General features: G+C 61.7%; 8 protein-coding genes. 6 read left to right on the top strand and 2 right to left on the bottom strand.

The window, feature by feature from the left end:
- Nucleotides 1–49: 49 nt before the first annotated feature.
- The 6 genes from PRI8871_RS06320 to PRI8871_RS06295 all read left to right on the top strand — a co-directional run bounded on the left by PRI8871_RS06320 (nucleotide 50) and on the right by PRI8871_RS06295 (nucleotide 12637).
- A complete protein-coding gene (locus tag PRI8871_RS06320) occupies nucleotides 50–3673 on the top strand; it encodes an SDR family NAD(P)-dependent oxidoreductase (protein ID WP_108885355.1) in 3624 nt (1207 codons plus the stop codon).
- A gap of 30 nt (nucleotides 3674–3703) precedes the next feature.
- Entirely contained in the window at nucleotides 3704–6040 is a 2337-nt protein-coding gene (locus PRI8871_RS06315; RefSeq protein WP_108885354.1) for a thioesterase domain-containing protein, read from the top strand.
- A gap of 3 nt (nucleotides 6041–6043) precedes the next feature.
- A complete protein-coding gene (locus PRI8871_RS06310) occupies nucleotides 6044–7027 on the top strand; it encodes a glycosyltransferase (protein WP_108885353.1) in 984 nt (327 codons plus the stop codon).
- Between the two features lie 15 nt (nucleotides 7028–7042).
- Entirely contained in the window at nucleotides 7043–10369 is a 3327-nt protein-coding gene (locus PRI8871_RS06305; RefSeq protein WP_108885352.1) for an AMP-binding protein, read from the top strand.
- A gap of 3 nt (nucleotides 10370–10372) precedes the next feature.
- Complete coding sequence (locus PRI8871_RS06300; protein ID WP_108885351.1) at nucleotides 10373–11065, top strand: 4'-phosphopantetheinyl transferase family protein; 693 nt, start codon at nucleotides 10373–10375, stop codon at nucleotides 11063–11065.
- A gap of 255 nt (nucleotides 11066–11320) precedes the next feature.
- Nucleotides 11321–12637 (top strand): GumC family protein, encoded by a 1317-nt coding sequence (locus PRI8871_RS06295; RefSeq protein WP_108885350.1) that lies wholly within the window; start codon nucleotides 11321–11323, stop codon nucleotides 12635–12637.
- Here PRI8871_RS06295 and PRI8871_RS06290 read toward each other — a convergent pair whose 3' ends face one another.
- The gene (locus PRI8871_RS06290) at nucleotides 12638–14332 is read right to left on the bottom strand and encodes an SMC family protein (protein ID WP_108885349.1); all 1695 of its coding nucleotides are present in this window, start codon (nucleotides 14330–14332) and stop codon (nucleotides 12638–12640) included.
- 172 nt (nucleotides 14333–14504) lie between these two features.
- Nucleotides 14505–16610: an NAD-dependent epimerase/dehydratase family protein gene (locus PRI8871_RS06285; RefSeq protein ID WP_108885348.1), complete on the bottom strand. Its 2106-nt coding sequence runs from the start codon at nucleotides 16608–16610 to the stop codon at nucleotides 14505–14507.
- Nucleotides 16611–16614 lie beyond the last annotated feature (4 nt).

The raw sequence follows: 16614 nt of genomic DNA, 5'->3' as shown, positions 1-16614 counted from the left end.
CCGCTTTTGTTCGTTAGAGATGTCTTTTGATGCAGATTGGTAGAATGTGATGATTGTAGACCAAAACAGCTGGAAAGAATGTGACATCGCGGTCGTCGGACTGTCGGCAAGGCTTCCGGGCGTATCCAGTCTTGAGGCGTTTTGGACGGCCCTGTCCGAAGGCAAATCCTTTCTCCGCCCGGCAGCAAACGGCAATTTGAGCGCCCCGCTAGACGGGTTTGAACAATTTGATCCTGCGTTTTTTGGAATTTCGACAGACGACGCAGCCCTGATGGACCCGCAGCACCGCCAAATGCTGGAAGTGGCGTGGCAAGCGCTGGAATCAGCGGGCCATATGCCCGAATCCTTTGACGGTTCGATCGGCATTTTCGCCGGGTGCGGGCCGAACACCTATCTGGAAAAGAACCTTGCCAGCAATGCCGCGCTTTTGGCCAACAATGGCCAAACCGACCTGCGCCGCGTTGGAAATGACACAGATTTTCTGGTTGCCCGCCTTGCCCAATTCCTTGGTGCAACCGGCCCGACCGTCGGCGTGCAGGCGCTTGATGCGACCTCGCTGGCTGCGGTCCACTTTGCGTGCACCGCCTTGCAAGACGGCGCGTGTGATATGGCCCTGTGCGGCGGTGTCGATATTGACCCTGCGCTGACCACAGCCGGCAAAGGTGCAGGCGCAGGTGCGGTTGTTCTGCGACGCCTTGCCGATGCGGTTCAGGATGGCGACCAGATCTGGGGCGTCATCAAAGGGTCCACCCTATCGCGCGGCATCGCCGTGACCCCATCGGATATCGGTTATATTGAGCTCCAAGGCGGCACGGCCGATCTGCCAAACGGCATTGTGTCCAGCACATTGGGCGACATGTTCGGCGATCTGGGCGCAGCTGCTGGCGTTGCCGGTCTGATCAAGTCCTGCCTTGCGCTGCATCACGGCGCGTTCCCGATTGCGGAAACCCCCGCGTGGGAGGCATCTGGAAAACGCAGCGCCATGGTTCAAACCGTTGGCCGCGAAGGCGAACATGCGCGGGTCTTGCTTGAACAGGCGCCCGCACGACCCGCCGCCACCCCACCCTGCTGGAACCATCACCTGCTGACCCTGTCGGGCCGCGATGAGGCCGCGCTGCATGAAAACGCCCAGCGCTTGGCCGATTATCTACGCGCCAACCCTCAGGCCGATCTGGCAGATGTCGCTCAGACCTTGATTTCAGGACGCCGCGCCTTTGATCTACGTTTGGCTATCGTTGCCGATAGCGCTGACCAAGCGATCGAAGCGCTTGCCGCCCCGACCGGGCTGACAACAACGATGCACGCGCCGGAAACCATCTTTGTCTTTCCCGGCGATTTGGCTGGCGGATTGACCGTCGCCAATGAGCTGAACCAGCGCGAACCGATCTATGCCGACACCGTGAAGCGCGGGCTCGCGCATCTGTCCAAACTGACCGGCACCAAGATGAAGACCTTGCCGAGTGCGCAGGATTGCCCAGAGGCGCTGCGCCTGCCCTTGGCCGTTCTGACCGAGGTCGCGGCGGCGCGGATGTGGATGGGCTGGGGCATTGCCCCCGTCAACATGATCGGCCATGGCGTTGGCGAATTGTCGGCGGCCTGCATTGCGGGCGTGATGTCGCTTGAAACCGCTTTGGCGCTGGCGTTGGCTCAGGCCAGCTGCACCGCAGATCAAGGCATGGCGCGCTGCCGCGTTGGGATGACCCCCGGCGCGTTGCGTGACCGCCTGCCGGACGGGATTGACCTATCGGCGATCAACTCCATCGCGTCTTGCGATGTGATCGGCCAGGCGGATGCCATCGCGAAACTGGCCCAAGACCTGAACGCCGAAGGCATTGAGGTAGCATCGAACCTGACCGCAACCGGGCATTCCACCCGGTGGGCCACCACCAAACTGGCCACCGCCATCAAAGGCGCACCACTGGCCGCAGCGATGATTCCGATGGTCTCGGGTCAGACGGGCCAATTGCTGACACCGGCGCAGGCCACCGATCCGGCCTATTGGGCAACCCGCATCAATGCGCCTGTTCAATTCGCCAATGCGCTTGGCCTTGTGGCGAAAGACAACGCTTTGCTGCTGACAGTCGGCAGTGGCACAGATCTGGCGGACTTTGCAGCGGCCCATCCGGCGCTGCGCCCGACTCAAGCGATTGCCGGGTTTGGGGCCGAAGGCCCAGCAGATGCGCAAATTCTTGGCACCTTGGGCCAGATCTGGGCCGTTGGCGGCACCTTCGACAAGGGCCAGCTTTGGGATGATACCACACGCAACCGTGTGAACCTGCCCACCTATGCCTTCCGGCACGCGCCTTTCCTGATCGAACGGCAAGAGGCCGAACAAGCCGCCGCCGCGACTGAACTTCTCCGCATTGATGCGCCCGATGCCACCGCATGGCGTCCGGTTTGGCGGCCCCGGACTGCCCCGGTTGAGGTGGATCTGACCCGCGATGCCGCCGATCTGGAGCCGCAGACCTGGCTGATGTTCCTGGATGAGGCCGGGGTCGGCGCGGCCTGCTGTGCCCGTCTGCGCGACATGGGCCATACGGTGATCGAGGTCCATGTGGGCGATCTTTATTCGCGCACGGGCGATCTCAGCTATCTGGTTGCGCCCGAACATGGTCTTGAAACCTATGACAACCTGCTGCGCGATGCCCTATCGCGCGGGTTAGTGCCAAGCCGCATCGGCCATTTCTGGATGATTACCGAATCCGAGGATTCGCGCCCCGGATCCAGCTTCTTCCACCGGATCGAGGAGCAGGGTTTCTACGCGCTGTTCTATCTGGCCCAAGCGATGGTTCGTCAGGGACTGCCCGTGCCCGTTCAGATCACGTCGTTCAGCAATGGCGCGGTGCGTGTCCATGATGAGGCCCTGCCCTACCCCGCCAAGGCGATGATCACTGGCCCGATTGGCGTGATCCCGCGTGAATTGCCGCAAGTCACCGCCGCCCATCTGGATATCGAACTGCCCGAACCGCCCAAAGAGTCGATCTGGAACCGGACCAAGGCAGGGATCGCCTATCAGGCGCAGCGGACAACGCTGATTGATGCCCTTCTCGAAGAATTGCTGTCAGAGCCGCATAACGGCATAGCTGCCCTGCGCGGGCCCCGCCGCTATGAACAAAGCCTGCGGTCCGTCAAACTGCCCGAAGCCCCGCAAAGCGACGCCCCGCAAACGGTGCTGATTGCTGGCGGCTTTGGCCGGATCGGATATGCGCTGGCGCAGGATTTCGCCGCGCGCGGTGCCAATCTGGTGCTGCTGTCCAAATCCGCGATGCCCGAGCGTGACGCGTGGGATACGGTCACCGCCCCCGCGCTGAAACGGCGGATCGAAATGGTGCGCCAGTTGGAAAACGCAGGCGCAACCGTTCAAGTGTATAACGCCGATCTGGCAAACCCAGTTGCCCTGCAACAGGCCGCAGATGCCGCAACGCGCAGCTTTGGCCGGATCAACGGCGTCATCCATGCCGCTGGCACAACCCGCAAAGGCCCAATCGGTCAACTGACCGCTGGTGCCGCCGAAACCGTGTTTGCCCCAAAGGTTCTGGGGCAACAGACACTTGATACCGTCTTCCCGGACGGGTCCGTGGATTGGATCGGTCTGTGCGGATCTGTGGATGTCTTTACCGCCGCTGCCGGGCATGTCGACCGTATTGCCGCCGATGCCTATCTGAACGCTTGAGCGCAATCGCGGCAAGGCGGTCAGACCAAAGTGTTTTCCGTAGATTGGGGCCGCTGGGCCGATGATCCCGCGCATTCCGCCGATACCTTCGACAGCCCGATTGACGGCAGCGCCCTGCTGACCGCCCAGCGCAGCCCGAAATCCGCGCCCAGAGAGATGATCGGAAGCATCAAAGCCGACCATTGGCTGGCCAAGGGCTATGCCGCCCGCAGTGGAACCGCGCTTTTGCCCGGCACTGCCTATGTGTCGCTTGCCGCGCAGGCGATGATTGCGGACGGGGCTACCGGCCCGTTCAAACTATCGGATCTGCTGGCGCTGCGTCCCTTCCTACTGCCTGCGGGCCAAGATCGCGGAATCAAACTGCACCTGACCAAACGCGATGACGGAACCGCCTTGGATATTCTGGCCAGCGACCGCTGGAACGGGGAACCCTGCCATGTGCTGACCGCGCAAACGACGCTTGCCCCGATTCCGGCGCATGAACGCCCGGCCGGTTTGGATATCGCTGCAATCGCCGAACGATGCCCGAAGGCTGAAACACCGGCCCTGATGCAAACGGCGCATCTGGCCTATGGCGACCGTTGGTACGCGCCTGCAACAACCCTTTTCGGTGAAGGTGAAGCGCTGGCGCAGTTCATCACGCCTGAACAGGCCGCAAATGATCAAGGCTACGGCCTGCACCCCGCCGTGCTGGATAGCGCGATGGGATGGGCGCTTGCCCTGATTGACGGCTATTCCGAGGCCGATTTCTGGGCGCCGACGTCCTGCTCTGAGTTGCGCATCCACGGGCCGCTGCCAACCACGTTCTATAGCTGGGTGCGGATTGCAGATGCCGCCAGCGCAAGCGAAGATAGCGCCCGGTTTGATATCACCCTGTCCGACGAAACAGGCGCGGTTTGCATTGAGATCAGGGGCTACACGCTGAAACGGTTCGACAACGTGGCCGACCTGCTAAACGCCCCTGCGCCCGACCGCGCGGACGTGCGCATGGACGTGCCAGAGCCGACGATCCCGACTGCAGAAGAACGCTATCAAGAGGCGCTTTCGGCGGTTGGCCTGACCTCGGCAGAAGGCGCATCCGCCTTTATGCGGGCCTTGGCGACGAACTTACCAAACGTGGTCGTGTCTTCTGTTGATCCGGCCAGCCTTGCCGCGCATGAGGCCGCACGCGTGCCGGATGCCCCGCAAGCCACCGCCGACGATGCCGAAGGTGCCGCGACCCGCGCCATGCCGGAAAACGATATCGAGGCGCGGCTTCTGGCCTTCTGGGAACAACTGCTTGGCCTGCCCGACATCGGCGTCGAGGACAGCTTCTTTGACCTTGGTGGGCATTCGCTGATCGCGGTGCGGCTGTTCGCGTTGATCCGCAAAACCTACAAGGTTGAATTCCCGATTTCGGTTCTATTCTCGGCCCCCACCATTCGCGCCTGTGCTGATCTGATCGCCAAGCGGATCGGGTCGGACGGTGATGCCGGCGATGGCGTGGATCAGGCCAACCTGAAACACGTGGTTGCAATGCATGACGGCGCACCGGGACCGGGCACGCCCTTCTTCCTAGTGGCCGGGTGCTTTGGCAATGTGCTGAACCTGCGCCACCTTGGCCACCTGCTGGGCGGCGACCGTCCGTTCTATGGCATGCAGGCCAAGGGGTTGTTTGGCGGAGAAGAACCGCACCAGACCTTCGAAGACACCGCCCGCGACTATATCGCCGAGATGAAGCAGGTGCAGCCGCAAGGCCCCTATATGATCGGCGGCTTTTCAGGTGGCGGCGTGACAGCCTATGAAATCGCGCAGCAGCTGAAGGCCATGGGCGAAGAAGCCACTGTCACGGTGATCCTCGATTCCGCCCTGCCGCGCCGCCGTCCGCTGAAGGCGATCGACCGCGTGATGATCCAGTTGCAGGAAATCCGCCGCAAAGGCATTGCCTACCCCTATATCTGGATCAGAAACCGCATTCGCTGGGAACTGACCAAGCATCGCGGCACCTTCGAAGCCGCCGAGACCGAACATCAGTTCCACAACGCCGAGGTTGAGGCTGGTTGGGAAAACGCCGCATCTGTCTATGACGTGCAGCCCTATGATGGCCGCGTTCTGGTGTTCCGCCCGCCAATGACCGCCCATTGGACCGTGGCCGGGGGCCGTATGGTTGACCATCAGCGTTCCTATGTCTTCCACGACAATGATTGGGGCCAGTATGCCGCGAACATCGAAGTGCACGAAGTGCCCGGCGATCACGACACCATTGTGCTAGAGCCGAATGTTCGCGTATTGGCCGCCATCATGGGCGAAATCCTGAACGAAGCAGACGCCTCGCTTCAGAAAGGAAGCCCTTTTCGACCCTCCTCCCACCATCAGGCCGCGCAATAAATAATGTCCACCGTTCTTACAGTCATTCTGAACTACAAAACCGCCGATATGACGCTGGATGCCGCCCGCGCGGCGGCCCGTGCCATGCGCGGGATTGATGGCGCGATCACCATAGTCGACAACGATTCAGGCGATGGGTCGTACGAAAAAATGTGCGCCGCGATTGAGGTGTGCGACTGGTCCGAAGGCACGCCCATCCGCGTGCTGGACGCGGGCCGCAACGGCGGGTTCGGCGCGGGCAACAACTTTGGCATTCTGGCGGGCCTGCCCGATGGGTCGGCCCCGGATTATGTCTATCTGCTGAACTCGGACGCTTTCCCGGACGAAGGTGCGATTCACGCGTTGCGCGATTATCTGGATCGCAACGCAGATGCGTCCTTGGTCGGCAGCTACCTGCGGTATGAGGATGGAACGGATCATGTGTCGTCCTTCCGCTTTCCAACCATTTGGTCCGAATTCGTGGAATCCGCCAAAACCGGCCTGATCACGCGCCTGTTTGGCCGCCACACCATCTGGATGCCGATCCCCGATGCCAGCGGCCCGGTCGATTGGCTGGCCGGTGCGTCGATGATGGCGCGCCAATCCACGTTGGACGAAATCGGCCTGTTCGATGAGACGTTCTTTTTGTACTTCGAAGAGACCGAGCTGTTTTACCGCGCCAAACAGGCCGGGCATCTGGCGCATTTTGTCCGCGAAAGCCGTGTCATGCACAAAAGTGGCGTCTCAACCGGCATGGATGTATGGGACCGCGTGCCAGCCTATTGGTACAACAGCCGTTGGTACTATTTCAGCAAATGCCGTGGCCGCGCCTATGCCGTGTCAGCCACGGGCTTTCGCCTGCTTGGATCACTGGTTTGGCAATTGCGCCGCCTGATCCAAGGCAAGCCGCGCATCGACCCGCACCGCTTTTTCCGCGATCTGGTGCGCCATGACTTGGCCGCCATGGTCAAACCTGTTCCTGCCTCGACTTTTCCCCGTAAAGCGTAATCCCGGAGTGTCCCAATGCCTTTGTCTGCCCAAGTGATCGGAGACCACCCGCTTGTATCTGACTGCCGCGATGTTCTTTTGGACAAGGGGTATTCTTTGGACGACACCGGCGCGGATTGGGTCTTTGTGATTGGAGCGGCCAAAGGCGACCTGCCTTCTGCCGCCAAGGGCGTCATCGCCTTTCGCCAAGGGCTGGCCCCGGCGCAGGATGATCCCAATGCCGCCTGTTGGGCGCTGATCGACGGTGCGTCGCAGCATGGTTGCACTTGGGTGCAACTGGATAGCAACGGCGCGGCCGAGGCGGTGTTGCTGCAAGACCGGTTCGACATCACCCCCGAGGATACTGCGCTGACCCTGACCGCCCGCGCCCATGAGGCCGGCAAAGACAGCTTTGCCCGGCTTCTGATGCAGCTGGAAACCGGAACGGTTGTTGCATCGCCCATTCTTCAGGGTTCAGACGAGGGGCGCACCACCCATGCACGCCCCGCTGCTGCTGGGCTGCTGGATTTTGCCCACCCCGCCGAGGATCTGGCGCGGACGGTGCGCGGTCTCGATATGGGCGGATTTGGCCGCCCGCTGGGCTGGGCCAAGCTGCTGACCGCTGAAGGTGTCTTGCTTGTTGGCGCCGCGCAGGCCACCGAAGACACCGGTGCGCCCGGCACCGTACTTGCCGCCGATGCGAATACGCTGACCGTGGCTTGCGGCGATGGCGCGATCCGACTGTCGGACCTGCACGGCGCACTGCCCGCCGTTGGCACCGTCCTGCCCGAGATCACCACAGAATTGGCGGCCCAAGCGCTGGCCGCCGCGACCACCGCCGCAGCCCATCAGGCGCAGATGATTGACCGGATGGGGGCCTTTGAACCCGCGTCCCTTCCCGACACGCGCGGGGATGCCGCAGGTTGGCACCAACTGCCGCTGACCATTGGCCCGTCGCCTGACCTTGCGCTGATCGCAGGCTGGGCCGCAACATGTGCGCAGACCGAACCTTCGGACATTGCCTTGCTGACCCCGGCGCTGAAATCCGCCGCCGAAATCGGCGTTCTGGCAGGCTGGACCCCTGTGCGCGTGTCCAAAGCCAACCCGGATTTGGCGCAGGAACTGACCTTTGCCGAGCAGTCGCTTGGCTTTGCGATTGACCTGATTGCCAGCGTTCCGGGGCTTGAGGCACCGGACACCCCGCAGATTGGCCTGTCGCTTGGCGCGGGCCCCGTTCCGGGCTGTATCCTGACGCTGGAACTGAGCGATGCGCCGGTGCTGCACGTCGATGCCGACCGGATGGATCTGGCATTCGCCGAAGTGCTGGCCGCGCGCCTGAACCACGCTTGCGCCATTGGGTCCAATGATCTGCCGCAGGGTGAAATTGCCAAGGTTCTGAACCATTGGAACGCCACCGACGAAGACTATGACCGCGATCTGACCATGCATCGCGCGTTTGAGGCGCAGGTTGCCAAGACGCCCGACGATGTCGCGCTGATCTTCGAAGACACCGCCCTGACCTACGCCGAGCTGAACGCCCGCGCGAATCAAGTGGCCCATGTGCTGCGTGACATGGGCGTTGGGCCGGACAAGATCATTGGCCTGTGCACCAAACGGTCCGTGGATCTGCTGGTCGGCGCTTTGGGTATCTTGAAGGCGGGCGGCGCTTACCTTCCGATGGACCCGGCCTATCCCGCCGACCGTCTGGCGCATTTCGCCAAGGACAGCCAAGCGCCTGTCATCATCTCGCAATCGGTGCTGGCCGAAACGCTGCCCGATCACGAAGGCGAAACCCTGTTCATCGACACCGATCCGCGCATTCCTGCCGCCCCGTCGGGCAACCTGCCGGACACCAGCGAGCCGCATCATCTGGCCTATCTGATCTACACTTCGGGATCGACCGGCCTGCCCAAAGGCGTGATGATCGAACACCGCAATGTCATCAACTTCTACCTCGGGATGGATGACCGCGTGGCGCATACGCCGCCGGGAACCTGGATTGCCGTCACCAGCCTGAGCTTTGATATTTCGGTGCTGGAACTGTTCTACACCACCGCCCGCGGCTTCCGCGTTGTGCTGACTTCGGACGAAACGCGCGCGCTGATTTCGCGCGGGCCGTTCCCCGGTGACGTGCCGGTCGCCGGGCCGGATGGCATCGTCCCCACGCCCGACCTTGAGGCGGACGATTTTTCCATCGCGGCGCAGATCTTCCGCCATGGTGTGACGCATTTGCAGTGCACCCCGTCCATGGCCCGCATGATCGCGCTGAACGACGAAGCCCGCCTTGCCCTGACCCGCGTGAAACACATCATGCTGGGCGGCGAACCCATGCCCGGCGCTTTGGTGGAAGAATACGAAAAGATCACCTCGGCCAGCATGGAAAACATGTACGGCCCAACCGAAACAACCATCTGGTCGTCCACCCAGACCGGCAGTTCGTCGGAAAAGGTGGTGAACATCGGCCTGCCCATCGCCAACCAGCAACTTTACGTGCTGGACGATGCGCAGCAGCCCGTTGGCCTTGGCATCCCCGGAGAGCTTTGGATCGGCGGCGATGGCGTGACACGTGGCTATTGGCAGCGCGAGGAACTGACCGCCGAACGCTTTGTGCCCAACCCGTTCCACCCCGGCCGCATGTACCGCACCGGCGATCTGGTGCGCCGCCGCATGGATGGCCGGATCGACTTTATCGGGCGCGTGGATTTCCAAGTGAAACTGCGCGGCTACCGGATTGAACTGGGCGAGATTGAATCCGAGATCGAAAAGAATGAAGGCGTGACCCAAGCGGTGGTTGTCGCCCGCGAAGACACGCCGGGCGATATGCGTCTGGTCGGTTACTACACCACGGACCGGCCCGTGGATCATGCGACGCTGCGCAATGCGATTGGCGCGAACCTGCCGTCTTTCATGATCCCCAACCACTTTATTGAGCTGGACGAATTCCCGCTGACCCCGAACAAAAAGGTCAACCGGGGCGCCTTGCCCGCCCCGGCTTCGACAGAAAAGGCTGAATTGCCGGTGGTCGATCTATCGCAGGCCCGCACCGGGGCCGAAGCCGTGGCGGCGGTTTGGGGCCAAACCCTTGGATCTGCCGACGAAGACTTCTTCGCAGCTGGCGGCGATTGGGAAAAGGCCCTGCGCATTTGCCGGACCTTGCAGACCGAACTGAACCTGCCGCGCCTGTCACTGGTCGATCTGTTCAGCACGCCCATGCAATCGGCGTTTGCCTGCCGCGTTCAAACCTTGCTAGATGCCCGCCATCCCGCGCCGGGCCATCAGGCAAATCGCACAACCGTTCTGGCCGCCAACCGCGATGACACCATTCGCCGTCGCCGCGCCATGCGTCAGGCTTTGGCGGGGTAACATATGCCATTGGATGGGCTAACCCGGCTGCTAAGGGCCTCTGGCGACCACATGCCGAAATGGCTATCGGTCGCGACTTCCGATCCTCAGGATGCGGATGATAGCGGCCTTTACCCTGTTGAAAAGGCGTCTATTTCCCGCGCAATTGTTCGCCGCCGTAGTGAATTTGCCGCCGGACGCACCGCTGCGCGTAAGGCGCTGAACAAACTTGGCTTGCCTGATGTGGAAATCCCCATGGCCGAGGACCGATCCCCGGTTTGGCCGCGCGGGTTCACCGGCAGCATTTCGCATACCGATACCGCCTGTATCGCCGTGGCCGCCCATGATCTGCACGTCCGCGCGATTGGGATTGATCTGGAACCGGCCCAACCCATGGGCTTTGACCAAGACGGGGCCGTCTGTTCCAGCCGGGAATTGGCGCGGATGCCGCATGACCCGGCCATCGCTGAACGGATGTTGTTTTCGGCCAAGGAAGCCGCCTACAAAGCGCAGTTCATGCTGAGCCGCACGCTGTTCGGCTTCAACGGGCTCGAACTGAGCGCAACAGACGGCACGCATTTGCACCTGACGTTCCAGCGGGCCGTTACTCCATTTGCCAAAGGCGAGCGGATTACGATTCGGCAGTGGCACAATGATGCCATGATCTTATCCTTAGCCGTTTTGCCATCGCGCGGCCCGCTGCCACGCTTTGCTTGAACAATTGGCCAGCATCTTGCGCATTGATCAGAATTTTTACCCAAGCTGCTGCAATTGCGCCATTTTAAAGGCTGATTGGGACGATATAGAAATGCTCTGTTTCCGAATCCGCGCCGGAATCAGATGGCGAAAATGTGGCGGAGGCTCTAAATTGTGTCACGAAAGAGGCGTTATTCAGCCCAGATCAGATCGACCTGCTGCTGACGGACACTCTCTTTTCGAACGCATTGGGGGCCACTTTGCGGGAGCATTGAGATGAATCAGTTTCAGTCCATTGGGGAAGTATTTTCTGCCCTCAAGCGTCGTTTTTTCCTGATCCTTGCCGCTGCCGCACTTGGCAGCATCGCAAGCGTGTACATGGCTCTCAAAACCGAAAAGCTGTATCAGGCCGTCGCGGTCGTTCAGATCGAAGGCGCGGAAATTTCCGATAGCCTTGGTGGTCAGGGCAGCGCTTCGTCTGATGCCGCGCTGCGTGTGCGTTTGATCGAACAGCGCCTGATGTCGCGGGACAATCTGGAAGCGGTGATTGAAAAGCTGGGTGTTTATGCCGGTGAAGACGGCTTTACGCTTAGCGATAAGGTCGTCGCTCTGCGCGAAGCTGTGACCGTTGAACAAATCCTGACCGCCCAGCAGGCGTGGCAGCCCAACCCGATGCCGTCGGGCCTGACCATCATGGCGCAAAGCAATGATCCGCAGATGGCCGCAGATCTGGCCAATGAATTTATGGCGAACGTGATCGCCTTTTCGCGTGAACGCACTGCATCGCGTGCCCAAAACACCCTAAGCTTCTACCTTCAGGAAGAGGCCCGCACCAAAGCGCAGCTTGACGCGCTGTCGGATGAGCTGGCCGCGCTGAAGACGGAAAACGCCGACGCCCTGCCCGCCGGTCAGGCCGAGTTGCGTAAGCAGCTGACCGACCTGCGCGATGCGGAACTGAAGGTCGAACAGGAAATCGTATCGCTGCAAAGCAACTCGGCCCGTCAGCGTCAGGGTTTGGTGGAACAGCAGGTTGGCCTGCTCAACGACCAGAAATCCCTGCTGAACACCCGCATGGCCGAAATTGAGGCCAAATTGCTGGCCGCCCCCGCCGTTGAACGCGACATCGCCGCCAAGGAACGCGATCTGCAAGCCCTGCAAAGCCAGTACGCCGCGCTGAACGTCCGCAAGGCTGAGGCAGAGATGGGCCAGATCCTGGACGATCGTCAGCAGGGCGGGCGCTTTGACGTGCTGGAATCGGCCATCACCCCCGAAGACCCGATCAGCCGCAGCCGCAAGAAGGTTGCCATGATGGGCTTTGTCGCCTCGGTGATCGGCGGGCTTGGTCTGGCACTGGCGCTGGAAATGCTGAACCCGGTCATCCGCAGCTCGGCCCAGATGGAACGGTCCATCGGTCTGCGCCCGGTGATCGAGATCCCGACCATCCAAAGCAAGGCCGACAAACGCCGCATCGTGTGGACGCGCGTCCTTGGCCTGCTGGCCGTATTGGCCAGCGCAGGTGTCGCGTTGCGCATCGCTCAGGATAAAATGGGTGGGCTGACGTTTCTGCCGTGGGTCGCGGCAGATCAGAACTAATCAGTAGGTGTAACGTTCGACTTCGGCGCCTTCGGCCTTGTTCAAAACCGTGCCCAGCAACGGCACGTCCGGGCCAAGGCGCTGTTCGACTTCCTTGATCTCTTTGGGTTTGGTCACACCGCCCCCCACGACCAGCAAAACAGCGTCAAAATTGTTCCGCATCGCCAGCACGTCATCAAAGTACAGCGCGGGCGGCAGGTCAAACAGCATCACATCAGGCTGATAATGGCCTTCGATCTTGTTGAGCAAGTCAGCCGTGGACCGATCGGCCAACAGCTCAGATGCATAGGATTCCTGGGTGTCGTTGAGGCCAAAGCACAGCTTGCGGCCAGCGTGGATCGAATTGCGACCCATGCAGCGCAGATGATCCTGAAAATCGGTTTCCCCGCGCAGCATCGCCCCGATGGACCCCGGCTCAGACTGGCCAAACACCGCCGCCATGGACGGTTTGCGCAGGTCGAAATCAAACACCATCGTCCGGCAATTTTCCTGCCGTGACAGGCTAATGGCCAGATTGGCGGCAACAAAGGTCTTGCCGCAGTTCTTGGTGGGCGAGGTCACAGCCACGCGCGACCAGCCTTTATCGGCTAGGGCCTGCAACAGACGGGTGCGCAGCACATCGAATGTCGCATGTGATGGTTCACGGCGGGCGGCGGTGATGATCCGCTGGCGTTCCAAGTGCTTTTCATCCACCGGGAAGCTGCGCAGCGCTTCCCACGCGGCCTCAGAATCTGCGGACGCAGACACCTTTGCCGGAGCGGCCAGTTTGGGCGCAGGTTCGGCGGCCGGTTCTTCGGCCTCGGTTTCCGAAATCGCGGCTTCGGTTCGCTGAAGCTCAGCCTCCAGCTTTTTGCGTGTCAGGGCCGCGATCTTCAAACGGCGACGTGCCGCGATCAGGCGTTCCTTGGCCTCGTTCAAGGCGTCTTCTTCGGCGGCGGCGTCCTGTTCGGCCTTTTCGGCAGCGACCAGAAGCGCCTTGGCTTTTTCTTCTTTCAGCGTGCGGGCCCGCGCGACTTGGCTTTGGCGCGTCTGCTCGGCGGCTTTTGCCTCGGCCTCGATCTTGGCGCGTTCGTCGGCCAGCGCCTTGGCTCGCGCCTGCGCTTCGGCTTCTTCGCGGGCGGCTTGTTCGGCCTCATGCTGTTTGCGGGCGTCTTCGGCGGCACGCGCCTTTGCTTCGGCCTGAAGGCGTGCGGCCTCTTCGGCTTGCGCACGTTTGGCCGCTTCTGCTTTCAGGCGCGCTTGTTCTTCGGCCTCTTCAGCCTTGGCGCGTTTGATGGCTTCGGCCTTTTGACGGGCCAAAGCGGCGGCTTTCGCCTGTGCGCGTTCCTCGGCGGCCTCGGCTGCTTGGCGGGCCTGCTCCTCTGCGGCACGACGTTCTTCGGCACGGCGGCGGGCAGCGGCGGCGGCCTTGCGGCGCTGCAAATCGGCCTTGGCTTGCGCAGCCGCTTGTTGCCGAGCCTCTTCTTCCTCGGCTTGCCTGCGGGCTTCGGCCTCGGCTTGCCTGCGGGCTTCGGCCTCGGCCTGACGCATGGCGACGCGCTGCTGACGAGATTCTTCGGCGCGGCGGCGTTTTTCAGCGACGATCTGTTCGCGGCGTTCTTCTTCACTCACAACTGGGCGCGACTCTGGGGCCAGCGCAGCCGAAGAGGCGGCACCCTGCGTTTTCTTGCGTGTGAATTTACGGCGTTCACTCATGCGTCGATACTCAACCTCAAAGCGGGGATAATTCCCGCATCCGGCACTTGTTTACCTAAATTGACCGGGGCGCAAAACGCCCCAGACCTTATTGGACAACGCAGTTAATACGGAACTTTCTGTCAGGAATAAGTCGATTCCGAGAGTATTGTTGACGCACTGCGCCCGTGCGTCAAAACCCGAACAGATTGGCCTTGGTGATCGCCTCTTCGATGAACTTGGCCTTGTCCGCCTCAGGCGTCCAGCCCAGCATTTGCTTGGGCTTGTCATTGACGAAGGGCGAATAATGCGCCCGGCTTTTCCAATCAGCCAGCGACGGGCTAGGCACATCCTTTCGGCCCAGCGCATGCTTCTTCAGCACCTGTTTCACCAGATCGATCGCGTAGAACGCGGTCAAATTGCCCGAACTGACGCGGATACGCGCACCCAGTTCCGATTGAATCGCGTCAAAGTAGTCGCGTGCGGTCATCATCGGATCGCCGACAAGGTTGAAGGATTCGCCCAGCGCCGCGTTATTGTCGATCATCCGCACCAAACCATCGACCACGTCATCAATCAGGACGAACGGCAGAATGTTCTGCCCCTTGCCCCAAATGCGGACGGCCCCGGCCCCGTGCCAACGGCCTATGCCCCAATGTTGCAGCGGGCCGCCTTCACCCACCACGATGCCGGGCCGCGCGATGACCAGCGGCAGACCGCGCGTCTTGTGCATTTCCAACAGCTTGCGTTCACATTCGGCCTTCGACCGGGCGTAAAGATTGCGCTTGGTCATATCCTCACCAAAGCCCGTGGCCTCAGTGATATTCTGCGATGGGTCCGACATATCGTAACTGGCAATGGTGCCGGTATAGATCAGCCGTTTGACCCCGGCCTTTTCCGCCGCTGCCGCAACGCGCAGGGCGACACCCACGTCATTCTGAAGCGCCTCGCCCCAGGTTTTGTCCAGCGACTTGGCAAGGTTGAACACCACGTCCACGCCCTGCATGGCCTGCTCTAGCCCGTCCTTGTCATGCAGCGACACGCCAACGGTTTCAACATTGTCCGGCAAGTCGGGGAACGGCCCGCTGCGCCCACGGCTAAGAACGCGAACATCGCGCCCATCGGCCACCAAGCGGCGGGTCAGCGCGCGGCCAATAAACCCCGTGCCGCCGATCACCATCGCCGTCGGGCGCGGGTCGCGGGTTTGCACAGCAGGGGCCGCTTTGGTCAGCGCTTCGGGCGGCAGTTTGGCGAGCGCGTCATCCAGCGCCTGCATTACGGCGGTGACATTGGCCCCGGTGAAACGCGGGTCGGGCTTGGCACTGTTCAGCCCGCCATAAACCGCATCGGCCATGCCCAAAAAGCTAAGCCCATAGGGCGATTTGCGGTTCAACGATGCAATCTGCACCGCCGCATTGCGTGTGCCTTCGCGGAAATGCTCCCATGCCATGGCCAGCTGCCTGCGCAACGGGTTCACCACCAGATCCGAGGCGTTTTCGCGGTCCACCACCAGCGTATCCGCCGCATAGTCAAACCGCGCCCGCGCCGACGATCCGCGCAGCGTCACAGACCGGTCATCGACGGTTTCGACCAGCGAAATGGTAAAGGTCAGGTCCACATCCCCAGCCTGCGCAAAGATGCGCCAGCTTTGGTTGCGGGTGTCCTTGCCGGGCAGGTCAATCGGCTTGCCGATCTCAACGCTTTGGACCGTGACCTCTCCGAACAGGTCAACGGCAAAGGCCATCAGGTGCGGCCCCAATTCAAGCAACAGGTTCTTCGGCTCGCGCAGCAGCCAAAGCCCAAACGGCCCCGACCGCAGCGGCGCAAGCGGGAAGCACCAGTTGATATCCGCCCCCGAGATGCGGCCAAATTCGCCCGCTTCGGCCTTGTCTTTCAGCCGCACATAGGATGGCATCCCAAGGAAGTTGTGGCCCGCGTGAAACCGTTTGCCCGATGCTTCGGCGGCGGCGGCAATGGCGCGGGTGTCCTCGGCGCTTTCGGCGACGGGCTTTTCGACCAACACATGCAGCCCGCCCTCAAGGCATTGGATAGCAAGCGGTTTGTGCAGATGCGGCGGCGTTAGGATATGCACGGCATCACAGACACCGGCGGCAATTAGATCCTCGACCGAGCCATAGGCCGCGACGCCAAACCCATCGGCCAGCGCCTTGGCCGCGCCCATGGAGACATCGCAGATCGCCGTTAGCTGCACGCCCTTGGTGCCGCGAATGGCGGCGGCGTGCCAACTGGCGATATACCCGGCCCCGATCAGGCCAATACGGATGGGTTTACTGGTCATCCTG

This window comes from Pseudoprimorskyibacter insulae (genome assembly GCF_900302505.1).
GTDB classification, from domain to species: Bacteria; Pseudomonadota; Alphaproteobacteria; order Rhodobacterales; family Rhodobacteraceae; genus Pseudoprimorskyibacter; species Pseudoprimorskyibacter insulae.
This window is presented reverse-complemented; position numbering and strand designations above follow the sequence as displayed.

Excerpts from the sequence above, each read along its gene's own strand:
- PRI8871_RS06320 (WP_108885355.1), top strand. The coding sequence starts at position 50 with ATGATTGTAGACCAAAACAGCTGGAAAGAATGTGACATCGCGGTCGTC.
- PRI8871_RS06310 (WP_108885353.1), top strand. The coding sequence starts at position 6,044 with ATGTCCACCGTTCTTACAGTCATTCTGAACTACAAAACCGCCGATATG.
- PRI8871_RS06305 (WP_108885352.1), top strand. The coding sequence starts at position 7,043 with ATGCCTTTGTCTGCCCAAGTGATCGGAGACCACCCGCTTGTATCTGAC.
- PRI8871_RS06300 (WP_108885351.1), top strand. The coding sequence starts at position 10,373 with ATGCCATTGGATGGGCTAACCCGGCTGCTAAGGGCCTCTGGCGACCAC.
- PRI8871_RS06295 (WP_108885350.1), top strand. The coding sequence starts at position 11,321 with ATGAATCAGTTTCAGTCCATTGGGGAAGTATTTTCTGCCCTCAAGCGT.
- PRI8871_RS06290 (WP_108885349.1), bottom strand. The coding sequence starts at position 14,332 with ATGAGTGAACGCCGTAAATTCACACGCAAGAAAACGCAGGGTGCCGCC.
- PRI8871_RS06285 (WP_108885348.1), bottom strand. The coding sequence starts at position 16,610 with ATGACCAGTAAACCCATCCGTATTGGCCTGATCGGGGCCGGGTATATC.